This is a genomic window from Gracilibacillus thailandensis (assembly GCF_010994055.1).
GTDB lineage: Bacteria > Bacillota > Bacilli > Bacillales > Amphibacillaceae > Gracilibacillus > Gracilibacillus lacisalsi.
Window position 1 is genome coordinate 18,953 of the sequence record NZ_WJID01000065.1, and the last position, 21,032, is coordinate 39,984.

Here is a 21,032-nt window from a genome sequence, read left to right on the forward strand (position 1 = left end):
GAAACAAAGATAAGCTTTATTATTTTTCAAATTGCCACAAAAAAATTACACTTAAGAAAAGGAGCGAAGAATGATGAAATTAAGTGTATTAGATCAAGCACCTATTTCCAGAGGAGATACACCTGAACAAGCATTGGCAAATACGTTAGAATTTGCACAGTGGACAGAGCAATTAGGTTATCATCGTTATTGGGTAGCAGAGCATCATAATACCAATGGATTGGCAAGCTCTTCTCCAGAAATTATCATGACAAGAATTGCTTCTGTAACCAATACCATCCGCGTTGGGTCAGGTGGAGTTTTATTACCACAGTATAGTCCTTATAAAATTGCTGAAGAATTCAAGACATTGGCAGGATTCTTTCCTGAGCGGATTGATTTAGGTGTCGGTCGTTCGCCTGGTGGTTCACAACTTACCCGGTCAGCGCTTACGGACAATCAAAACAAAAGCTTAAGCGAGTTTCCGCGTCAACTCACCGATTTACAAGGTTTTTTGCATAATTCACTACCAAGAGAGCATGAATTTCGTCTGGTGAAAGCTGGACCTCGAGTGGAGAATGTGCCACCAATTTGGGTATTAGGATTGTCGGAGCGTGGAGCAACAAACGCAGCACAGCTAGGAGTAGGATTTGTTTTTGGTCATTTTATCAATCCTGCTCATGGTGAAAAAGCAATGCAGACGTACCGTGAGAATTTTCAACCTTCTGTTTCAATGGAACAGCCTAAAACAATGGTTTGTATTTTTGTCATTTGTGCGGAAACGGAAGAAGAGGCAGAAGAATTAGCATTAACACAAGACAAATGGCTGCTTAGTGTAGGAAAAGGAGCAGATACGAAAGTACCATCGATAGAAGAAGTCCGAAAGAAATCATTTACGCAAGAAGAACTGGATATAATGAAGAAAAACAGAGAGCGTTGTCTTATCGGAACACCTGCTCAGATAAAACAAGAGCTAACTCGCTTGCAAAAAGTCTATCAAACAGATGAATTTATGGTGATCACGAATATTCACGACTTTGAAGCAAAAAAGAAATCTTATCAACTGATAGCAGAAGCGATACGATAAAACAAAAGAGACAGTGGTACGAACCACTGTCCCCTCTTTATGCTTTAAGAAAGTCAGGATCTTGATAACTTGGATTAGGATACTTATAAAATCCTTCACCGGTAGCTGTTCCTAATTTGTTTTTATCAATATATTCTTTCTTTAAAAGCTCTGCTAATTTTGCAGCACCTTGATCACCAGTTTTATCTGCTTTTTGTTTCACAATGTTGTAGGCGGTAGTAATTCCTACTATATCAAGGATTGCAAAAGGTCCCTTTGGTGATCCAGTCGCAGCCATCCAAGTTTTATCAATTGTCTCGGGATCTGCTACTCCTTTAATAAATAAACCTTGAGCGGCATCAAGTAAAGGAACTAATAAGGAATTAAGGATATACCCGGGTTGTTCTTTATGTAGCGGTAGAGCAATCATGCCAATTTGTTTAGCAAATGCAAGAACATCCTCAAATACTTGCTCATCGGTTTGCTCGTGTTTCATCACTTCAGCTGTATTATTTAGCCAGATTTCGTTGGCAAAATGGAGTGCCAGGAATTTTTCGGGTCTTCCTGTTACTTCTGCAAATTGACTTGGTAATAATGTAGAAGTATTAGTAGCAAAAATCGTGTCCTCAGGAGCAACTTGTCCAAGTTCTTGGTAAAATGCATTTTTAATATTCACTACTTCCGGAATTGCTTCGATGACAAGATCTGCTTCTACTACTGCCTGTTTTAAATCTGATTGAAAGTCCATGCGTTCAAAGGCAGCATCTACTTGAGCTTGTGTTGCATCCAAGTCTGTTTTATAACGATCTTTTAGTTTGGTAATACGCTGTTTTGCTTGGTTTAACGCATCCTCATTAATATCATAAACCACCACATCAAAGCCCTTGAAGGCAGTTTGGTAAGCAATCTGGCTTCCTAAAACTCCTCCACCAGCAACGGTAACCTTTTGATATGACTCCATACCTATCCATCCCTTCTCACTTTTCTAGTAGCACACTACTGTATTATGACACAAAAATAGAATATTGATCAAAAGATAGGTATTAAGACTTAGATTCGTTTTGCTTAATCGGTGCATAGTCAAATAATTTCCCCTCGTATATTAATTCCATGCGATCATTCTTTCTGAAATCATCCGGTGTTACCATGGCGGGAAGTTTATCCGATATTTTAATTCCTGATCGATATAGAATATCTGCAACAAATTGTGAACAAAAATAGGAGTTGCTGAATTCAACTGGCTCTTTTAATGAGACTCCAATCACACCTAGGATATTGTAGAGAAACTTATCATTCTTTTTAATAAACACTTCCAATATTCGTTTCATTTTATCGATTTCACGTTCAGTTACTTGGAGGCGATAAATAACACAAGTGGTATTACGATATTTATTGAACGTGCCAGTCCAAATATCTTCTTTTACAAATCCACCATTCAAAGGGTTCTTCGGATTTTTTCTGCCAAAACTGTACATCTCTTTCAGTTCCGGATCAAAAGCAAGAGAAGCATGGTTATAGGGCGCTTTGGTATATGTTTTGATAACATTTGTAAATAAAGTGCCAGTATCAGATAACATAATATAAACATAATTTTCTTCACTCATGTACATCACCAACTATCATCATTCTACTCTTTTCATTATAACGTATTTACTGTAAAATGAATGCAGTTTTTAAAAAGATTGGGTGAAAATCATGAGAGAAACGATTTGGACTTTATCTATTATCTTTTTTATTTTGTTAGTGGTATCCATAGTTTTTAAGATTATTACCAAATTACAACCAGATAAGGATTTTACTACGATTCAGCTCCGCGTCAAGACATGGTGGGGCATGTTCACCATCTTCTGTTTTGCAACCTTATTCAATACTACCGTTTCTTTGATCGCCATCATGATTTTATGTTTTTTTGCGTTAAGAGAATATTTCTCCATGATGAAAACAAGAAAATCAGATAGGCGAATTTTCTTATGGTCTTATTTAATGATTCCATTACAATTTTACTGGATCTATATTGGTTGGTATGGCATGTTTATTGTATTTATTCCTGTCTATGTTTTTTTGTTTTTGCCGCTTCCGCGTATTATTGGTAAAGGTACGGTTGGCTTTCTACGATCGGTAAGTTTTACCCAGTGGGGGTTAATTTTGATGGTATTTGGTTTAAGTCATTTAGCCTATTTTCCAGTTGCGACACCAGAATTCGGTGCAAACCTTGTCTTGTATCTAATTATTTTGACACAAGTCAATGATGTCACCCAATATTTAATATCGCTATATCTCGGCAAACGAAAAGTTGCACCGACGGCTAATCCCTATATTACATGGGAAGGGTTTATTGGAGCACTTATTGCAACAACCGTCATATCTTATTGTGTATATCCATTATTAACACCGTTAGATCTAACTTTTGGTATTGCTTCAGGCATTTTAATCAGTGTTTCGGGGTACTTTGGAAGTTTGACGATATCTGTGTTAAAGCGGGATCTTTTAATAGGGAACAAAGAAGCATTAGAGCGGTTAAAGGATCGTTATCTTAATCGAATTGATAGTTTAACATATACGGCACCGGTATTCTTTCATGTGATCCGTTACTTTTTTGATTTTATGTAGCTAAAAATCCATGGGGACGACCATGGATTTTTCAAGTATCATTTATCGAGCAATTTGATGTTCCTTTAAATGGATACATTTTGTGAGATCATTTAATGTTTGTTGTGGATTTTCTCCTTCGACAATTAATTGAATTTCACATCTTGGGTTCATAGTTAACGAAAATGAAACGAGACTTGGTAAACTTTCAAGTGTGATCATATCATGATTGAAAAGAAGGTAAATATGACCTTGATAATTTTTCTGATAGGTATGTAATGCTAAGAGCTGGTTAATGGATAATCTTACATTCAACTCCAGACTTTTAGATAAAAACTTCTTCATGTTGCACCCTCCTCATACAAGCTACTTATCTATAACCCGTTTACCAATCGTTGAAACGGTCAATTGTATTAAAAATAAATGACAAATGTTACAAAAGCTTAACCATAAGCTCTATAAGAGATCAAAACCCACCACTGATGGTAGACTTCCATTGTCTAAAGCCAATTACTATAACTCCTCAGCTAATTCTTATATAATAATTGGAAGGGAGGGGTTAACATCGAACAGAAATTACATAATCCAACAGGAAAACAACGAATCGGCTTAGCATTCTTGCTAGCGATGTTAGCAATGTTAGGCCCGTTCAATATTGATATGTACTTACCAAGTTTCCCACAAATAGCAGATGATTTGGGAGCACGAGCATCGCTTGTTCAATTAAGCTTAACTGCTTGTTTATTAGGTCTAGCTTTTGGCCAATTAGTAATTGGACCGATCAGTGATGCAATAGGAAGAAGAAAACCTATACTATTTTTTATTTCGTTATTTGCAATCTTTTCATTAGTTTGTGCTGTGGCACCAAATATTATTGTTTTAATTTTAGCTAGGTTTTTACAAGGGTTCACAGCTTCGGCAGGTGTTGTGTTATCTCGAGCAGTTGTGCGAGATGTATTTGATGGAAAAGCATTAACCAAATTTTTTGCATTGTTAATGGTAATTAATGCTACAGCACCAATGATTGCTCCAATCTCAGGTGGGGCTGTATTATTACTACCCTTTGCAACATGGCATACTATTTTTATCTTTTTATTTCTATTAGGTATTGTCATGGTGACGATTAGTGCCTTTAAATTGCCGGAAACTTTACCAGAAGAAAATCGTCGACCAACTTCGATTGCCAGTTCATTAAAAACAATGGGGTATTTATTAAAAGACCGTTCCTTTATCGGCTATGCGATTGTAGTTTGTTTTGTTCAAGGTGGAACATTTGCATATGTTGCGGGGACACCATTCGTTTATCAGGATCTGTATCATGTATCACCACAAGTATTTAGTATCCTATTCGGTATAAATGGATTAGCGATTATTTTTGGTAGTTTTCTCGTTGGTCGATTAAGCAGCCATTTTTCAGAAAGAAGTTTATTGAGAACCGGTGTTATTATGTCACTAACAGCAAACACGTTATTATTAATAGCGACAGTGTTTCATTGGCCATTGTATATGCTTGTTATCTCGTTATTTATCCATTTAAACTCAGTTGGGATTATCTTAACTAGTAGTTTTTCACTTGCAATGGAGAATCAAAAAGAACGTGCAGGGACCGCAAGTGCATTGCTTGGTATGTTGCCTTTAGTAATGGGCGCAATAGTTGCCCCTATTGTAGGATTAGATGAAACAACGGCAGTTCCAATGGGAGCAGTACTATTTACGAATTCTCTTATCGGGGCGATTATATTTTTTACATTTACTAGACAAAAAAGATGAGTTGGGTGATCCAACTCATCTTTTTTTAGAAAGAAAGTATAAAGTTTGGGTATCTGTCTAGCTCCGATCGCTACGTTTTAAACGGGCTCTTTTCGCTTTTCTTAGTATTCTACCTTATCCGTAGTTTGTTCCCATAATTGGAAAGGTAATTTATCACTATTTAAATCTAGTTTCTTCATTAATAATTTTCTATCTTCGATATTCATAGCGATTTGGTCATAAATATATTGATCATCGAATCCAATCTTTGCTGCTTCTTCTCTTGTATTAAAATAATAAACAGCTTTAGGACGTGCCCAATAGATTGCTCCTAAACACATCGGACAAGGTTCACAGCTTGTATAAATTTCACAACCTGTTAATTGATAATCATTAAGGTGCATACACGCATCCCGTATTGCGCTGATTTCAGCATGGGCGGATGGATCATTTGTCGTTGTGACTACATTTGTCCCTTTTCCTACAATTTTATTGTCTTTTACAACCACAGCACCAAATGGACCACCATTTCTTTTTTCTACATTGTCATAAGCTATCTGTAAAGCGTGCTTCATAAATTTTTGCTTCATATTAGCTGCCTCCTTACAATCTATAAAATATTTTATAGTAGATATCTCAAAATTATGATTAGCTTGTGATATTCTCTAACATTAAAATAATTGAAAATGTTTTCTTTTGTTACTATAGTAGTAAGAAGAAAGGCTTATTTATATAAAAGGTTAATTTACAAGTGTCGACAAATGGCTTATACTTTATACAGAATATTTAAGATTTCGCAGGAAAATTGTAGAAATCCTGTTCTTTATATAGTATAATATCTTTAGAAAGGATATAGAAATGAAAAATATGCATAGATATTCAAAACTATTACTTGAAGAGAAAAGAACAACGGTGTGGTTTTTGTGGTTGGTTTACGTTATTTATTTTGGATTTGAAATAGTTTATTATTTCATAATACCAGCTGTTCCATGGCAATATGAGATGACTCCTGAACAGAATAGCCTATATTATATCAAGTATTTTGCAATTTTCGCATTACTTCCTATTGCCTATTATTATTTAAGAAACGGAAAGCCATCTCCTATCAAATATATTTATTTTTTTACCGTAACATTTTCAGATATTATTTTAGACCTTCTCATTTTTCAGGGAATTGAAAAACCATATGCAAGCGGAAATATAATTGAACTAGTAATAATTATGTTTTCACCAATATTTGTGAGCGAACGTTTCTTTTATACAGTGTCATTAGGTACAATTTTTAAATACCTAATAATTGGTTTGATTTTATCGGATGAAATTGTTGTAATTCCTTTGGTTCTAGTTGTAGTATACTCGATTGTCGCTTGTATTCTATTATATCGTTTTCTTGCCTATGTCAGAGCTGTACAAAGTTCTTATGACAAGCAGATGGAGGGGATTGTAAAGGGTGTTATCACAACGTTAGAATTAAAGGATCCATATACACGAGGGCATAGTGAAAGAGTTGCAGATTACGCTATATCCTTAGCAAAGGCAACGGGAAAATATGATGATGAAGAGTTAAAAACTTTCTATTATTCATGTTTATTACATGATATTGGAAAAGTAAATATACCAGATTCGATTTTAACCAAACCAGGTAAATTAACAGATGAAGAATTTGACATAATTAAAACACATCCTACAGTAGGTGCACAGGCTATAGCAGAAGTCGAAGGAGTTGCCGAAAACATTAATGTTATAAAGCATCACCATGAAAGATGGGATGGTAAAGGATATCCTGATGGTTTAAAAGCGAATCAAATTGACTTTCTTGCTAGGGTAATTTCAATTGCAGATGCCTTTGATGCTATGACTTCCACAAGATCGTATCGAGCTGCATTGTCTATTGAAAAAGCATACGAAAATATTATTAATGGTAGTGGTACTCAATTTGACCCTCAATTAATTAGCACTTTCCAAGAGGTTTTTCCAAAATGGGTCGAATATCATCATATTCAACAAAAAGAGACTAATAAAACAAGAGAGGAGGATTAATCATGAAGGTGAAAAAATTAAAAAAACTAAATGCTACTACCGGTTTTTGTTGGTGGTGTTTTATAAGACCTTAGTAATTTTGTTGGATGCTATTTTAATAGCATCCTCTTTTCTTTATCAAAAATGACAGGAGGTGAAATAATGGAACTGAACCTAGAATCAAAAGTAATTTTACAACCTCTTAAAGTCAGAAAAGACAAGAAACATTATATAGTGGAAAAAGAGATAACTAGTGAATTTTTCGAAATGCCGGAAATTTGCATAGAGGCAATCGAAAAAATTAATAATAATGAATCATTGGATATTATTGAAAAACAATTGACTGATAAGTACAAAGAAGAAGAGGTTAATCTATTAGATTTTCTCCAGCAATTAGTCGACTTAGGATTGGTAAAAGAGATTGATGGTAAGGAAATTATCACTCATACAAAAGATCAATCTGCAACAGGATTTACAAAGATTTCTCCTTCAATAGCCGGATTATTATATAATAAGTTAACCATCCCATTTTTCATTATCTTGATTATATTTAATCTTATTATCTTTGCGTCTTTCACTGATTTGTTACCAACTTATAAAGATATATTTATATTCGACTCCATGGTATTTAACATTTTGACTTATATGCTTTTATCAATCATTCTACTCATTCTCCATGAGTTGGGGCACATTTTAGCTATAAGATCCTTTGATTTATTGGCAAATGTTCAAGTAGGAAATCGTTTGTTTTTGGTTGTTGCTGAAACTGACTTAACGGCTGCTTGGAAACTACCATCAAAACAAAGAAATCTATTATTTTTAGGTGGTATGTTCATTGACCAACTGATTCTGTTTACCGTATTATTAATCAAACTGACAGTATCAATTGATCATTATCTTATGAATGGAATCTTATCGGTAGTAGTACTGGACATATTTATTAGAACAATTTATCAATGCTGTTTCTATATGAAGACGGACTTATATTATTTAGTAGAAAACATGACAGGCTGTTATAATTTAATGGAGAACGGTAAAAATTATATGGCAAAATGGATTCCATTTATTAAAGTAGATGAATCAAGTACTACCTTTGATGGGGAAGAGAAAGTAGTCAAATTATATGGTCTATTTTCCTTCATCGGAGTCATATTAACGATGAGTTTATTCATTATATATTTCATACCTCAAACGATTTACTTAATGGTTAATACACTACCACACTTAATGAATCCAATCGATAATCCCTATTTCTGGGATGCACTGGTAATCGTGGCACAATTTATTCTAATGATCAGTTTATTGATTTATTCGATTAGAAAAAAAAGAAAATCTGCTTCAACTTAAGTTTTACTAGATATAAAAAATCGAGCTGCAATAGCTCGATTTTTTAGCTGAAGACTGCCTCGTCGATAACTTTCATTTTTTCTTGCTCTAGCATATTTTTTGGAATCACTTTCGTTACTTCTTTATTCATATTACTAGACAGATCTTCCGCTTCCTCTTTGTTTCCGACTATTATAATCATCTTCCAGTTTTTATCTTTTGCTAATTTGTCGAGGCTGGTAGCTATACTTTTATACCAACGATAGCGGTTAGCTTCAAAACGGGCTTCGAATTGTTCTTGTTTTGTATTTTTTCCGCCAGATCCCATAGATGGCTGGGCTCGATGTGGTCCGGTATGTTCACGCCAATCTTCGGTATCAAGATCTAATTGATACAATCTAGTATCCTTTAAGTTTCCAAGTTCAGTATCTAATATTTTGATGGATTCTTTCTGTGTAAGGATGATACCTGTTTCCGGGAACAGATCAAGCATTTTTTTGATCTGATCTAATTTAGGTGTTTCTTCCCAACTAAATTCAGTTTCAACGGGCATTTGAAATTTCTCAGCAAACCAAATCGACTGATCACCTGTTGCAAATATTACCACACTTTTGGCTAAGTTTTGTTCATTTTCATGCATATAGTTTTCGACCATTTCTTTAACGGCCCAATAATTTCTTTTTTCTTCACTATCTCCATCCATTTGTAAGTAGTTTTCAAAGCTATTTAATCCATTTTTTAAATGCAACTTCCATTTGCCACCTTGTTGTTCAGGATCGGCTGGATCAGTGTTTAAATACATACTAAATACGCGTTGTGGTTTTTCTAAATAAACTTTTTCCAGTTTTTCGATTTCTTTATTGATATCCATAAAGTGTTAAACACTCCTTTTTAATATGATCGTTTCTATTTATCCTCTAACCGTTGTGAATATGTTTAAACATCAATCACACTATTTGAGTATTAATACCTAACAGAATGTAAATAGCTAATAAAGAACTGTCAAAAATAGTATACTAGCATTAATCGTATTTCCCGGGAAATGCCTAGTTTAGTGAAAATATAACCTTAAAAGGATGTGGTTAAAATGTGTGGTAGGTTTACCTTAGATACATCGATAGAAGTTCTGGAAAGTGAACTAGGTATCGTTCTGACCGAATTTCAGCCGAGATATAATATAGCACCTACACAACAGGTATTGTCCATCGTAGGAACCAATGAAGGGAGAAAAGCTGGCTATCTTCAATGGGGACTAGTGCCAGGCTGGGCAAAAGATCCTAAAATAGGAAGTAAAATGATAAATGCTAGAAGTGAAACTGTTGATGAAAAGCCTTCCTTTAAACGATTATTATCACGGAGACGATGTTTAATTGTGGCAGATAGTTTCTACGAATGGAAACGAGAAGAAAATGAAAAGCAACCATATCGAATTACGGTTAACGATGGTCAGCTCTTCACTTTTGCGGGATTATGGGATCGTTGGAGCAGTGGAGATCAAGAGATCGTCTCATGTACAATTTTGACCACGAAGCCAAATAGACTTATGCAATCGATACATGATCGAATGCCAGTTATTTTACAAGATAAAGATCAAGATAATTGGATCGACCCAACAATCGACGATAAAACTTTCTTAAAAACTCTGCTAGTGCCGTTGGATGATTCTCTAATGAAGGCTTATCCGGTTTCTAAAAAAGTAAATAATCCTAGAAATAATGATCAATCATTAATAGAACCTATTTAGAATGTACAAAATAATGTACATTCTTTTTCTTAGGACAAGAAAGTATAAAATTTTGCGCAGATGGTCTAGCTCCGAGCGCCCAAAAACTAGACGACTTCACGAATCGTCCTACGATAAGTTATCATCGGTTCATAAGGTCATCGTGATTCCTTTATCTCAGTTGATTCGCTCCAGCCGCTACGTTTCTAAGCGGGTGCTCTGCGCTTTTTTTATTTAAACAAAAATATTGACACTTTATACTATAGGGGGGTATAGTATAAATAAAGATGTGGAAAGGATGTGATAATTGTGAATGAATCCTTGCACCAACATCCAAGTAAACCGCGATCTAAAGAGGAGATTCAAGCTACCGTTAATCGGTTAAAACGAATAGAAGGCCAGGTTCGGGGCATACAAAAAATGATTGAAGAAGATCGTTATTGTGTAGATGTTCTCGTGCAAATAAGTGCGATTAATGCTGCACTTAAAAAAGTAGGCTATTCCATTACTGAAAGACATATTAAACACTGTGTCAGTGACGCTATATTATCAGGAAATGGTGATGAAACGATTGAAGAGTTGATGGAAGTGATGAAACAATTCTCCAAATAAAGGGGGGGACTTCAAATGAGTGAAAACAAAAAAGTCACATTAGGGATTACTGGCATGACATGTGCTGCCTGCTCCAATCGTATTGAAAAAGTATTAAACAAAATGAACGGGGTGGACGCACAGGTAAACTTAACAACAGAAAAAGCAAGTGTTTCTTATGACCCTGATAATGTTCAAGTGGAGGACATCCAAGCAAAAATTGAAAAGCTTGGTTATGGCGTTCAGACAGAACGGATCGATTTGGATGTATACGGCATGACATGTGCTGCTTGCTCTAATCGTATCGAAAAAGTTTTAAACAAACAACCAGGTATTCAAAAAGCAACAGTTAATCTTGCAACAGAAAGTGCGTCTGTTGAATACAACCCTTCCTTTATTGAGGAAAGAGACATGATCGGTCGAATTCAGAAACTAGGGTATGATGCAAAAAGAAAGGCAGATAATCAGGAACAAGACTCCCAAAAAGAAAAACAACTTCAAAAAATGAAGCAAAAACTGATTATTTCTGTAATATTGACATTACCACTTTTTGCAACAATGCTCGTGCATTTATTTAATATAAGCATACCTGCTATATTCATGAATCCATGGTTCCAATTTGCTTTGGCTACACCTGTTCAATTCATTATAGGTTGGCAGTTCTACCGAGGAGCGTATAAGAACCTAAGGAACAAAACGGCGAACATGGATGTACTGGTTGCGTTAGGTACAAGTGCTGCTTACTTTTACAGTGTATATGAAATGTTGATGAGTAGCATGCCTCATTTATATTTTGAGACAAGTGCTGTCATTATAACACTGATTCTTTTTGGTAAATATCTAGAAGTTGCTGCGAAAAGTAAAACAACAATGGCGATTTCAAAATTACTTCATTTACAAGCTAAGGAAGCAAGAGTGATTCGTGACAACAAAGAAGTGATGATTCCCATCGAACAGGTCGAAGTGGGTGATCAATTAATCGTAAAACCTGGTGAAAAAATACCTGTAGACGGTATTGTTATCGATGGTCAGACTGCAGTAGATGAATCGATGATAACAGGGGAGTCAATCCCGATTGAGAAAACGATCGATGATACAATCATTGGTTCAACGATCAATAAAAATGGTTCGATAACGATGAAAGCGACCAAGGTAGGGAAAGATACCGCATTGGCTTCGATTATTAAAGTCGTTGAGGATGCTCAAGGGTCAAAAGCGCCAATCCAGCGTCTGGCAGATGTAATTTCAGGCTATTTCGTACAAATAGTGGTAGGTATTGCGATCGTCACTTTTTTAATCTGGATTACATTCGTATCGCCTGGTAATATCGAAGCATCATTAGTTGCGACGATAGCGGTACTAGTAATCGCCTGTCCATGTGCATTAGGGCTTGCTACTCCAACATCGATTATGGTTGGAACAGGAAAAGCAGCCGAATCAGGTATTTTGTTTAAAGGTGGAGAACATTTAGAAAAAACGCATCAATTAGACGCGATTATCTTTGATAAAACCGGTACATTGACAAAAGGAAAGCCGGAAGTGACCGATTTCAGTGGTGATGAGGAAACATTACAATTGCTTGCCAGTGCAGAAAAGGGTTCCGAGCATCCTTTAGCAGAAGCTATTGTAACATATGCAGAAGAGAAGCAGCTTCCATTAGATAAAGCCGAATCATTTGAAGCAATACCCGGGCATGGTATTAAAGCAAAAGTAAATGCGAAAAGTCTTGTCGTAGGTAATCGAAAGTTACTCCAAGATAACGGTATTGAAACGAGTGATAAAGAAGATGAATTAATCAGTTATGAACATCAAGGGAAAACGGCAATGCTAATTGCTGTTGACGGCAAGCTTACCGGAGTGGTTGCTGTAGCAGATACAATAAAATCGTCTGCTGTTGCAGCCATCCAGCAGTTACAAGCACAAGACTTGCAAGTGATCATGTTAACTGGTGATAATGAGACTACTGCACAAGCTATCGCGAAACAAGTTGGCATTGATCAAGTATTTGCAGAAGTACTGCCAGAACAGAAAGCAGACAAAGTGAAAGAAGTCCAGTTGCAAGGAAAAACCGTTGCAATGGTTGGCGATGGTATAAATGATGCTCCTGCATTAGCAATTGCTGATATCGGAATTGCGATAGGAACTGGTACAGAAGTGGCGATTGAAGCTGCGGATGTGACGATATTAGGGGGCGAATTACTGCTGATTCCTAAAGCTATTAAACTCAGTCATGCAACCATTCGAAATATTCGCCAAAACTTATTCTGGGCATTTGCCTATAATAGTGCGGGCATACCGATTGCGGCAGCTGGTTTATTAGCACCATGGATTGCCGGTGCAGCAATGGCGTTTAGTTCTGTAAGTGTGGTAACAAATTCTCTGCGATTGAAAAGAGTAAAAATATAAAATTAAAAAGGAGAGATTCAAATGGCTCAAACAACTCTAAAAGTTCAAGGTATGACATGTGGTCATTGTAAAGCATCTGTAGAGGGAGCATTACAAGAATTAACGGGTGTAACTAAAGCAGAAGTAAATTTAGAAGAAGGTACTGTAAATGTATCCTATGACGAAGCAGATGTAACGATCGAAGCAATGCATGAAGCAGTAGAGGAACAAGGATACGATATAGTATAAGGAGTAAAAAGAGGGGGGACCAAATTTATTGGTATCCCCTTTTTAACGCACTCCAACCATATTTGACTTTTTCTTTTTTTCGACCATCACTTCATTTAATATTTTATTGAGACGAATTCTTTCTTTTTCTGACAATTTGTGGAATTGCACACCATACGCTACTTGTTTCTTTTTCTTATGTTCTTCTTTTCGGATAACCTCCCCGTTTAAAGTGAAATGATACGATTTAATCGCTATATTTAATTGGACCGTCACGCGATCTTTAACAGGAAAATTAAAATTGCATAAAAACATTAAGCCACTAGTACTGATATTATCTACATAGCCATAAAATTGTTTGTTCGTTAATTGCGATAGTTGAGCGTTTTCTAAGTGGATTAATGTAATTAAACAAGGTTGTTGATTTAAGGTAATACGGAAATTATTGCGTACGTTAGCCTCAAGTAACTCAGGATTAGTCGGAGTACGCGACTCTTTCTGACGGCCTTTCGATTTTTTATGCTTGAAATAGAAAGTGACAGTGACGATTAGAGCAATGACAGATATGATAATTTGAGTCAGGACAATCAGTTCAATATGAAACACCCCCTTTTCCATTAAATTAGTTTATATGATAAAAATACTATTCAAGTATTTTGGTTTTATTCCATATTACCTATGTTACATAAGTATATTTCGTCACGCGTATAGTAATTTCCTTCTAAAATTTATAGGAAAATAAAACTATATCGTTTATATATACAGATGCCAGCTTAATTGGAAAAAAATTGATGAAATACACAGTTAGAAGATAAAAAGGGATTGACAATCAATTCCATTTTTTGTATAATTTAATTGAACAGTGGTTAAAAAAAGGGGTTATATATATGGCACCGCGAAAAGCAGTGGATCAGGAACTTTCAAGAGAAGCCATCATCGATGTAGCACACCAGCTCTTTGTGGAACAAGGATTTCAGGCTGTTTCGATGAGAATGATTGCAAGAGAATTAGGTTATAGTCATGGAGCGATTTACTATCACTTTAAAAACAAAGCTGATTTATTTTATGCGATGATTGAGCAAGATTTTGCCATGATTAATCAGGAATTAGCACAGTTAGACAAATTAGAACTTTCAAGAGAAGAGAAGTTAAAAGAGCTGCTTTTGGGATTTATTCGTTTTGGATTAACGTATCCTAATCATTATGAAGTGATGTTTATTATGAATGACAAGGAATTACAGCATTACGCGACCAATGCACCTGAACAAAGCTATCAGCAATTTGCACAGGCAGTTGCGGCATTAACGAACCAACAAATAGAAATTAAAAAAATTTGGTCTGTTTTTTTAATGTTACATGGATTTGTTGCTCATTATTGTAGAATCGGTCATTCTTTTCAAGAGGTAGAGGAGCTGGCAATGTCACATGTTGATATGATTTTAGGGATGATATACATGGGTTAATTTTTTTACGATTTAATTGAACAATGGTTAATTAAAGGAGGATATGATGAAAAAAGCAATGGTTTTAGGAGCAAGTGGGGGAATGGGGCAAGCAATTGTAAGGGAATTAGTAAATAAAGAGATAGAAGTAGTAGCATTTGCACGTAATGAAGCAAAACTACAAACCATTTTCGGCCATGATGATCGGGTAATTCTTTGCCCAGGGGACGCTCAGAATAAATACGAATTGCAAAAAGAATTACATGATATAGATGTTATTTTTCATGCATTAAATGTTCCATATTCTCAGTGGGAGCAAAAACTGGAAAAGATTATGACTAATGTCGTTGAATTGGCTGAAGAACAGAATATCAAACTAGCGATTGTTGATAATATCTATGCTTATGGGGAAGGGAATGGAAAGAAAATTAGCGAAGACTATCCAAAACAGCCCCATACCAAAAAAGGTAAGATACGACTACGACTTGAGGAAATAGTCAAAAATTCTGACGTCTCTGCACTATTTGCTCATTTTCCTGATTTCTATGGTCCAGGTGCTGAGAATTCAATGCTCCATTATTTTTTTGCGTCGGTGAGACAGGATAAAACAGCGATATTTATAGGAAATCAAAAAGTGAAACGTGAGTATATTTATACACCAGATGGTGCCAAGGCAATTATTACGTTAGCACAGCATCCTGATGCGTACGGGCAGCATTGGAATATCCCAGCTACCGACGTTATATCTGGAAAAGAAATTATCGAACTAGTAAGGGAATCTGAACGATTTACGAAAAAGGTGTTTACAGTAAAAAAAGAACTTATCTCTTTTCTGGGATTGTTTTATAAAGATATGAAAGAAGTGGTGGAAATGCTTTATTTAACTGAAGACCCTGTTGTTTTAAGTGGAGAGAAATATGAAAAGCATATCGGCACTTTACCACGTACCCCATACAGAGAAGGAATCAAACAAACGTTATCCTATTATAAGGGGGAATAAAAAATGCTTTTTGAACTGTTTCGCATTGCTCATATTATTGCGGGTTTTCTGGCATTGTTTATTTTTTGGATTCCAATCGTCGTACGTAAAGGTGGAAAGATCCATCGTAAAATTGGTTGGGTGTATACCTATTCGATGGCGGTTGTGGCTATTTCAGCATGTTATATGGGTTTTTACCGGATTTTTTACGATCCTTCAGGAGACCAAACATTTTCCTGGTTTCTTGTTTATATTGCGATACTAAGTGCCGCAACAGCCTGGTACGGTATACGGGTATTACAATTCAAAAAAAGAAAAACGCCTCATCGACATGTAGCAGATTTGGCATTTTCCTTTACTTTGCTTACGAGTTCAGCTTTGATCAGTGTCTATGGGTTTTATATCGATATGCCATTATTAAGTTATTTCCCTGCTGTCGGCTTGTTTGTAGCTGGAAGCCAGCTGTCTTATTGGCTTCGGAAGCCTAGCAAAAAAGGACATTGGTATATTGAACATTTAATTGGGATGTTAGCCTGTTCTATTTCGACGATTACAGCATTTATTGTTTTCGGAGCACCGCGATTATTGAATATTGAATCGGTTAGTATTTTCTTATGGTTTGCTCCAACCATTGTCATTACACCAGTGATCATAGGGTTCAGTGTATATTACGGAAGGAAGTTCAATCAAAAAGTTATATAAAAAAATACCGTTATCTTACATTAGTTGCATAGTTGTAATACATGTTCCATCATCTTCAAAAGTAGAGATTTTTGATTCAGCTACTTTCCCATCATATTTAATCTTTGCTTGATAATTTTTATCTCGTGGTAACCATAAATCAATAAATCCATTATCAAAGGATTCAACCGTTTCATCCACTATAACATTACCGTCAGTATCTTCTATATATACATCAAAAGAAGTGTTGGATAACTCGCCTTGACAACCTGTAAGACTATGATTAGTACAAGGGTGTGTTTCATTTATAAATGGTGCGATCGAAACAAAAAACTCATTGTCTGGTAAAGAATAGCTTGTTTCATTACCATTCTTTTCGGCAATGATTAAATCTGTAGAAGTAATAGAAGCAGATTCGGCATCTTTTTCATCGATACTATATTGATGGACGAGATCTTTTAATTCTTCTGTAGATAATGTATCTGCTGGCTGTTCTTCATCATTACTACAGCCGACAAATAATAATATGATTAGTAGAAATGATAATATTGATCTTACTTTCATTGATATCGACTCCTCTGGAATAATACTAAAATTATTATAACATTTTACATGAAATTGCAGTATCCTTTGCTGATTGTTGAAACAACTTCGACAAAAAAAGCACACCTAAGTTAATAGGTGTGCTTTCGTATTAATCTCCATTAAAAATCGAGTTTTTCACTACGACATAATCAACAGTGCGAATCGCGTTTAATGTTTTCCCACCTGCATACGAAATAGAGGATTGCAGGTCTTGTTCCATTTCAGTTAATGTATCTTGTAAAGCTCCTTTGTGCTCCACATACATTTTTTTACCTTCTACATTTTTCTTTTCACCTTTTTGATATTCAGAGGCAGAACCGAAGTATTCTTTGTACAGTTTGCCATCATGTTCTACCGTTGTACCTGGTGATTCCTCATGGCCGGCAAACAGAGAGCCAATCATCACCATAGATGCTCCAAAACGAATTGACTTGGCGATATCTCCGTGTGTACGAATACCACCATCAGCAATGATTGGTTTCGTTGCAGCTTTTGCACACCATCGTAAAGCAGCAAGCTGCCATCCACCAGTACCAAAACCTGTTTTCACCTTTGTTATACACACTTTACCAGGGCCAATACCTACTTTAGTTGCATCCGCACCGGCGTTTTCTAATTCACGAACAGCTTCTGGTGTACCAACATTACCTGCAATCACAAAACTGTCAGGTAAATGCTTTTTAATGTGCTGAATCATTTCGATTACAGCATCAGAGTGTCCGTGTGCGATGTCAATTGTAATGTAATCCGGAACAATTTTCTCATCGGCAAGTTCTTCAATAAAGCTATATTCTTCATCCTTCACCCCAACACTAATGGAAGCGATTAAGTTCTTTTCCCTCATGGATTTAATAAAATCTTTTCTCGTTTCAGGTTCAAAACGGTGCATCACATAAAAATAATCACGCTCTGCTAAAAAAGTAGCAATTTTTTCATCAATAATTGTTTGCATATTAGCAGGAACAACTGGCAGGCGGAATCTATGCTTTCCAAATTGAATCGACGTATCACATTCACTACGACTTTTTACGATACATTTTGCAGGAATTAATTGAATATCTTCATAATCAAATACATTTTCCATTTATCTCACTCCTAAAGACGAACATTTTTTAACGGGTTATTCATAATCATTCGCCTTAGGTAATATAATATAGATAAAGAATTTTGTCAATGATAATGTCGTTTTTACTTGCTAGTAATCAAATATTTTTGTTTACATAATCGGAAAGTGGCCATAAAAAGGTTAGAAGTGGCCATAAAACCATGAAAAGTGGCCATAAAATCACGAAAAGTGACCATAAAACTTCCAAAAATGGCCATAAAACCCCAATAGTGACCGTACTAAGCTACGAATGTCCTTGTACTTTTTTTCATAACAGTACTAATTATAGTAGATTCATTTCCGTAGATTTAGTAAAATGATAGAAAACAGTCATGAGGTGTTTTCATGGTACATAACTCTCCTGAAGTTGAAGCAGCTATTAAATATATCAAAGCAAATTTACATGAAGAAATCACACTTCAACAAGTAGCAAAGCATGTTGCTTACAGTCCCTATCACTTCTCTAGAATATTCAAAGATCAAATCGGTCTGCCACCACACTACTATTTATCAGCACTTCGACTACAAAGAGCCAAAGAACTACTGATCCATACAGATTTAACGATAAGAGATATAGGAATGGAGATTGGGCAACATAGCCTTGGTACTTTTACCACCCGATTTACACAAAAGGTAGGAGTGTCACCCTCTGTTTTTCGTCAATCAGAATCGAGTGTCACGCAACACCTTCAGCAAATTCAATTAAAACGTACGAAAGCTTTTAATCACTATAGAAATATTTCTCAAACTGTTCGAGGAAAGGTTACATCACCTTCAGAGCTAAATGGTATTATATTATTAGGTTTATTTTCTAAGCCTATCCCGGAAGGTCTGCCTTTGTACGGGACTATTCTTGAAACAGAAGGGGAGTTTGCATTTGAAAATGTGCAAGCAGGTACCTACTATTTACTTTCTACTACGGTGAATACCGGAATGAATAGTTCTGAAATATTATTAACAGAGTCGACACTTAGAGCAAAACTAGAAGAACCCGTTATTGTTCAACCTCATCATGAAACGCCACAGCTAAACGTCACCTTACGCCCACCTAGAATAGATGACCCACCAGTTCTTATTTCTATAGCTGTATTAATGCAGCAGTATATATCATCCAATATAGGAATAGGTGAGGGCAATATATAAGAAACTCACAGCTAAATCTTGAGCTATTTGGAAGACTTCTCACAGAAAAAAGTGCGTTTAACTAATATTTTTCAAGTTAAACGCACTTTACTCATTTAAAATTCAAAGTTATTGCTTTCAGAGACATTTTGTACATTGTACCACTTGTAACCGACATCAGAATATCTGGTGTTCGTCATCGTTACTTCACTGGAACTACTGTCTGTTCTGAAAATCGCTTCATTCATATTGGTAATAACACTACCTTCAATAAATATACTTGTTTTAAAGGTAGTGCCACCATTTTGACGTATCATTTTACCCGCATTATCTGCAGTGAAATTAATAATTTCAAAAGTGGAAGGTGCATTAACTTGAAAAACTTTATCTTCACCATTTTGTGCTAAACCACCACGTACAGTTATATGTCCTTCATCTTTTATTGTTAAACCATCTTCACCAACATCTTCCCAAACTACATTTTCGACTAATGCATCACCATAGGTGTGAACTCCGTCTGCTGCAGGATGACCCAATACGACATTTTTAAGAGTGGCTCCATCTTCCAATCTAAACACAGATTTTTGACTTTCTGATTGACTTCCATCACCTAATGTATCTGGATTAGCTACATATCTTTTGCCTTCACCATCAAATGTTTCTCCTTCTGAGATGACTATCGTTTCATTCACTGTAATCGTGTCAGCTGGTGGAACCTCGATGATTTGCCATTGTTGATTTTCTCCTCCTAAATCATCCCATTGGACAATGTTTGCTCCATTCTCGCTGGACCAATCAAATACTTCTAATGCCTTGCCACTATGCCTGTTTAGAATCTTGTAGTAACCATTGCCGAGATCAACGATATCCCATTGTTGACTTGTACCATTCCAATCAGACCATTGAGCTACGTTAGCACCATTGCTTGTAGACCATTCGTATACTTCTAGAGCTTTACTACTATTGATGTTGACAATTTTATGATAACCCTCTCCGACATCAATAATTCTCCACTGTTGATTCATTCCTTCAAGGTCATCATATTGCACCACATTACCGCCATCAGACATAGACCATTCGTAAACCTCTAATGCTTTACCACTGAATCTATTGATGATCTTGTAACTTTTACTAGCATCCAAACTAGCAGCATCGACATTTTCTACTGAACATAGACCAGCCACCAATAAAGTAAGCGCTAACAAAAATGTGAATTTAGTTTTCAATTTTTACATCCTTCCATATTTTGGTGAATGTGTTAAAAATCTATTCCTAGTTAATTGTAATGATTGGCCAATACACTACATCACTATTATATACAGGTGTGATTATACTTTTCAAGAAAAAAATGTAAAATCATTTAGTACTCACCAATTGTAATTGATTATTTACTATAAGTGATAAAGATAGTAGTAATTATTATTCCTTTATCAGCAATAGGCGAGAAGACTCCCACCTCAAGG

Annotated in this window: 22 protein-coding genes; 13 read left to right on the top strand and 9 right to left on the bottom strand. The window is 35.6% G+C overall.

Annotated features, from left to right (window positions below; genetic code table 11):
* The first annotated feature begins 73 nt into the window (after positions 1-73).
* The gene (locus tag GH715_RS17230; RefSeq protein WP_153836357.1) at positions 74-1,066 is read left to right on the top strand and encodes an LLM class flavin-dependent oxidoreductase; all 993 of its coding nucleotides are present in this window, start codon (positions 74-76) and stop codon (positions 1,064-1,066) included.
* Between the two features lie 37 nt (positions 1,067-1,103).
* On the opposite strand, the gene GH715_RS17235 is transcribed toward GH715_RS17230, so the two are convergent.
* Together GH715_RS17235 and GH715_RS17240 are read right to left on the bottom strand one after the other, a co-directional pair.
* Complete coding sequence (locus GH715_RS17235) at positions 1,104-2,006, bottom strand: 3-hydroxyacyl-CoA dehydrogenase (protein ID WP_153836356.1); 903 nt, start codon at positions 2,004-2,006, stop codon at positions 1,104-1,106.
* Positions 2,007-2,088: 82 nt separating this feature from the next.
* Entirely contained in the window at positions 2,089-2,649 is a 561-nt protein-coding gene (locus GH715_RS17240) for a C40 family peptidase (protein WP_018933128.1), read from the bottom strand.
* A gap of 91 nt (positions 2,650-2,740) precedes the next feature.
* On the opposite strand from GH715_RS17240, the gene GH715_RS17245 reads away from it, so the two are divergent.
* Positions 2,741-3,655, top strand: coding sequence for a phosphatidate cytidylyltransferase (locus GH715_RS17245; RefSeq protein WP_153836355.1), 915 nt, complete (start codon positions 2,741-2,743; stop codon positions 3,653-3,655).
* A 42-nt stretch (positions 3,656-3,697) separates the two neighbouring features.
* Here GH715_RS17245 and GH715_RS17250 read toward each other — a convergent pair whose 3' ends face one another.
* Positions 3,698-3,979: a hypothetical protein gene (locus tag GH715_RS17250; protein ID WP_153836354.1), complete on the bottom strand. Its 282-nt coding sequence runs from the start codon at positions 3,977-3,979 to the stop codon at positions 3,698-3,700.
* Positions 3,980-4,198: 219 nt separating this feature from the next.
* On the opposite strand from GH715_RS17250, the gene GH715_RS17255 reads away from it, so the two are divergent.
* Positions 4,199-5,404 carry a Bcr/CflA family efflux MFS transporter gene (locus GH715_RS17255; RefSeq protein ID WP_163578736.1) on the top strand — a complete coding sequence of 402 codons (1,206 nt, stop codon included), beginning with the start codon at positions 4,199-4,201 and terminating at the stop codon, positions 5,402-5,404.
* Positions 5,405-5,505: 101 nt separating this feature from the next.
* Here the strand turns inward: GH715_RS17255 and GH715_RS17260 are convergent, their stop codons facing one another.
* Positions 5,506-5,973 (bottom strand): nucleoside deaminase, encoded by a 468-nt coding sequence (locus GH715_RS17260; protein WP_153836352.1) that lies wholly within the window; start codon positions 5,971-5,973, stop codon positions 5,506-5,508.
* A gap of 268 nt (positions 5,974-6,241) precedes the next feature.
* Between GH715_RS17260 and GH715_RS17265 the strand changes: the two genes are divergently transcribed.
* Positions 6,242-7,423 (top strand): HD-GYP domain-containing protein, encoded by a 1,182-nt coding sequence (locus GH715_RS17265; RefSeq protein ID WP_153836351.1) that lies wholly within the window; start codon positions 6,242-6,244, stop codon positions 7,421-7,423.
* Positions 7,424-7,564: 141 nt separating this feature from the next.
* On the top strand, positions 7,565-8,749 hold the full coding sequence (locus GH715_RS17270) for a peptidase (RefSeq protein WP_153836350.1): 1,185 nt from the start codon (positions 7,565-7,567) through the stop codon (positions 8,747-8,749).
* Positions 8,750-8,792: 43 nt separating this feature from the next.
* Here the strand turns inward: GH715_RS17270 and GH715_RS17275 are convergent, their stop codons facing one another.
* Positions 8,793-9,599: a VLRF1 family aeRF1-type release factor gene (locus GH715_RS17275; protein ID WP_153836349.1), complete on the bottom strand. Its 807-nt coding sequence runs from the start codon at positions 9,597-9,599 to the stop codon at positions 8,793-8,795.
* A gap of 216 nt (positions 9,600-9,815) precedes the next feature.
* Between GH715_RS17275 and GH715_RS17280 the strand changes: the two genes are divergently transcribed.
* The 4 genes from GH715_RS17280 (at position 9,816) to copZ (ending at position 13,676) form a co-directional block, all read left to right on the top strand.
* Positions 9,816-10,472, top strand: a complete 657-nt coding sequence (locus GH715_RS17280; protein WP_153836348.1) for an SOS response-associated peptidase — start codon at positions 9,816-9,818, stop codon at positions 10,470-10,472.
* Positions 10,473-10,760: 288 nt separating this feature from the next.
* Positions 10,761-11,063 carry a metal-sensing transcriptional repressor gene (locus GH715_RS17285; RefSeq protein ID WP_018933119.1) on the top strand — a complete coding sequence of 101 codons (303 nt, stop codon included), beginning with the start codon at positions 10,761-10,763 and terminating at the stop codon, positions 11,061-11,063.
* Positions 11,064-11,078: 15 nt separating this feature from the next.
* Positions 11,079-13,448 carry a heavy metal translocating P-type ATPase gene (locus GH715_RS17290; protein WP_153836347.1) on the top strand — a complete coding sequence of 790 codons (2,370 nt, stop codon included), beginning with the start codon at positions 11,079-11,081 and terminating at the stop codon, positions 13,446-13,448.
* Between the two features lie 21 nt (positions 13,449-13,469).
* On the top strand, positions 13,470-13,676 hold the full coding sequence (copZ, locus tag GH715_RS17295) for a copper chaperone CopZ (RefSeq protein WP_153836346.1): 207 nt from the start codon (positions 13,470-13,472) through the stop codon (positions 13,674-13,676).
* A gap of 42 nt (positions 13,677-13,718) precedes the next feature.
* On the opposite strand, the gene GH715_RS17300 is transcribed toward copZ, so the two are convergent.
* Positions 13,719-14,273: a PilZ domain-containing protein gene (locus GH715_RS17300; RefSeq protein WP_153836345.1), complete on the bottom strand. Its 555-nt coding sequence runs from the start codon at positions 14,271-14,273 to the stop codon at positions 13,719-13,721.
* A gap of 269 nt (positions 14,274-14,542) precedes the next feature.
* Here GH715_RS17300 and GH715_RS17305 point away from each other — a divergent pair, with 269 nt between their 5' ends.
* From GH715_RS17305 to GH715_RS17315, 3 genes are read left to right on the top strand one after another with little or no spacing between them, the layout of a single operon-like run.
* On the top strand, positions 14,543-15,118 hold the full coding sequence (locus GH715_RS17305; RefSeq protein ID WP_153836344.1) for a TetR/AcrR family transcriptional regulator: 576 nt from the start codon (positions 14,543-14,545) through the stop codon (positions 15,116-15,118).
* Between the two features lie 46 nt (positions 15,119-15,164).
* Positions 15,165-16,097, top strand: a complete 933-nt coding sequence (locus tag GH715_RS17310; RefSeq protein ID WP_153836343.1) for an SDR family NAD(P)-dependent oxidoreductase — start codon at positions 15,165-15,167, stop codon at positions 16,095-16,097.
* 3 nt (positions 16,098-16,100) lie between these two features.
* On the top strand, positions 16,101-16,778 hold the full coding sequence (locus tag GH715_RS17315; RefSeq protein ID WP_153836342.1) for a DUF2306 domain-containing protein: 678 nt from the start codon (positions 16,101-16,103) through the stop codon (positions 16,776-16,778).
* 15 nt (positions 16,779-16,793) lie between these two features.
* On the opposite strand, the gene GH715_RS17320 is transcribed toward GH715_RS17315, so the two are convergent.
* Together GH715_RS17320 and guaC are read right to left on the bottom strand one after the other, a co-directional pair.
* Entirely contained in the window at positions 16,794-17,321 is a 528-nt protein-coding gene (locus tag GH715_RS17320) for a CueP family metal-binding protein (RefSeq protein WP_153836341.1), read from the bottom strand.
* A 130-nt stretch (positions 17,322-17,451) separates the two neighbouring features.
* Entirely contained in the window at positions 17,452-18,426 is a 975-nt protein-coding gene (gene guaC / locus GH715_RS17325) for a GMP reductase (RefSeq protein ID WP_153836340.1), read from the bottom strand.
* A 366-nt stretch (positions 18,427-18,792) separates the two neighbouring features.
* Between guaC and GH715_RS17330 the strand changes: the two genes are divergently transcribed.
* Positions 18,793-19,590 (top strand): helix-turn-helix domain-containing protein, encoded by a 798-nt coding sequence (locus GH715_RS17330; RefSeq protein ID WP_153836339.1) that lies wholly within the window; start codon positions 18,793-18,795, stop codon positions 19,588-19,590.
* 95 nt (positions 19,591-19,685) lie between these two features.
* On the opposite strand, the gene GH715_RS21970 is transcribed toward GH715_RS17330, so the two are convergent.
* The gene (locus GH715_RS21970) at positions 19,686-20,753 is read right to left on the bottom strand and encodes a pectate lyase (protein WP_390308487.1); all 1,068 of its coding nucleotides are present in this window, start codon (positions 20,751-20,753) and stop codon (positions 19,686-19,688) included.
* Positions 20,754-21,032 lie beyond the last annotated feature (279 nt).

Coding starts and splice junctions, on each gene's coding strand:
- guaC (WP_153836340.1), bottom strand. CDS start 18,426: ATGGAAAATGTATTTGATTATGAAGATATTCAATTAATTCCTGCAAAA.
- GH715_RS17270 (WP_153836350.1), top strand. CDS start 7,565: ATGGAACTGAACCTAGAATCAAAAGTAATTTTACAACCTCTTAAAGTC.
- GH715_RS17265 (WP_153836351.1), top strand. CDS start 6,242: ATGAAAAATATGCATAGATATTCAAAACTATTACTTGAAGAGAAAAGA.
- GH715_RS17330 (WP_153836339.1), top strand. CDS start 18,793: ATGGTACATAACTCTCCTGAAGTTGAAGCAGCTATTAAATATATCAAA.
- GH715_RS17245 (WP_153836355.1), top strand. CDS start 2,741: ATGAGAGAAACGATTTGGACTTTATCTATTATCTTTTTTATTTTGTTA.
- GH715_RS17315 (WP_153836342.1), top strand. CDS start 16,101: ATGCTTTTTGAACTGTTTCGCATTGCTCATATTATTGCGGGTTTTCTG.
- GH715_RS17300 (WP_153836345.1), bottom strand. CDS start 14,273: ATGGAAAAGGGGGTGTTTCATATTGAACTGATTGTCCTGACTCAAATT.
- GH715_RS17250 (WP_153836354.1), bottom strand. CDS start 3,979: ATGAAGAAGTTTTTATCTAAAAGTCTGGAGTTGAATGTAAGATTATCC.
- GH715_RS17280 (WP_153836348.1), top strand. CDS start 9,816: ATGTGTGGTAGGTTTACCTTAGATACATCGATAGAAGTTCTGGAAAGT.
- GH715_RS17275 (WP_153836349.1), bottom strand. CDS start 9,599: ATGGATATCAATAAAGAAATCGAAAAACTGGAAAAAGTTTATTTAGAA.
- copZ (WP_153836346.1), top strand. CDS start 13,470: ATGGCTCAAACAACTCTAAAAGTTCAAGGTATGACATGTGGTCATTGT.
- GH715_RS17230 (WP_153836357.1), top strand. CDS start 74: ATGAAATTAAGTGTATTAGATCAAGCACCTATTTCCAGAGGAGATACA.
- GH715_RS17310 (WP_153836343.1), top strand. CDS start 15,165: ATGAAAAAAGCAATGGTTTTAGGAGCAAGTGGGGGAATGGGGCAAGCA.
- GH715_RS17305 (WP_153836344.1), top strand. CDS start 14,543: ATGGCACCGCGAAAAGCAGTGGATCAGGAACTTTCAAGAGAAGCCATC.
- GH715_RS17235 (WP_153836356.1), bottom strand. CDS start 2,006: ATGGAGTCATATCAAAAGGTTACCGTTGCTGGTGGAGGAGTTTTAGGA.
- GH715_RS17320 (WP_153836341.1), bottom strand. CDS start 17,321: ATGAAAGTAAGATCAATATTATCATTTCTACTAATCATATTATTATTT.
- GH715_RS17290 (WP_153836347.1), top strand. CDS start 11,079: ATGAGTGAAAACAAAAAAGTCACATTAGGGATTACTGGCATGACATGT.
- GH715_RS17240 (WP_018933128.1), bottom strand. CDS start 2,649: ATGAGTGAAGAAAATTATGTTTATATTATGTTATCTGATACTGGCACT.
- GH715_RS17260 (WP_153836352.1), bottom strand. CDS start 5,973: ATGAAGCAAAAATTTATGAAGCACGCTTTACAGATAGCTTATGACAAT.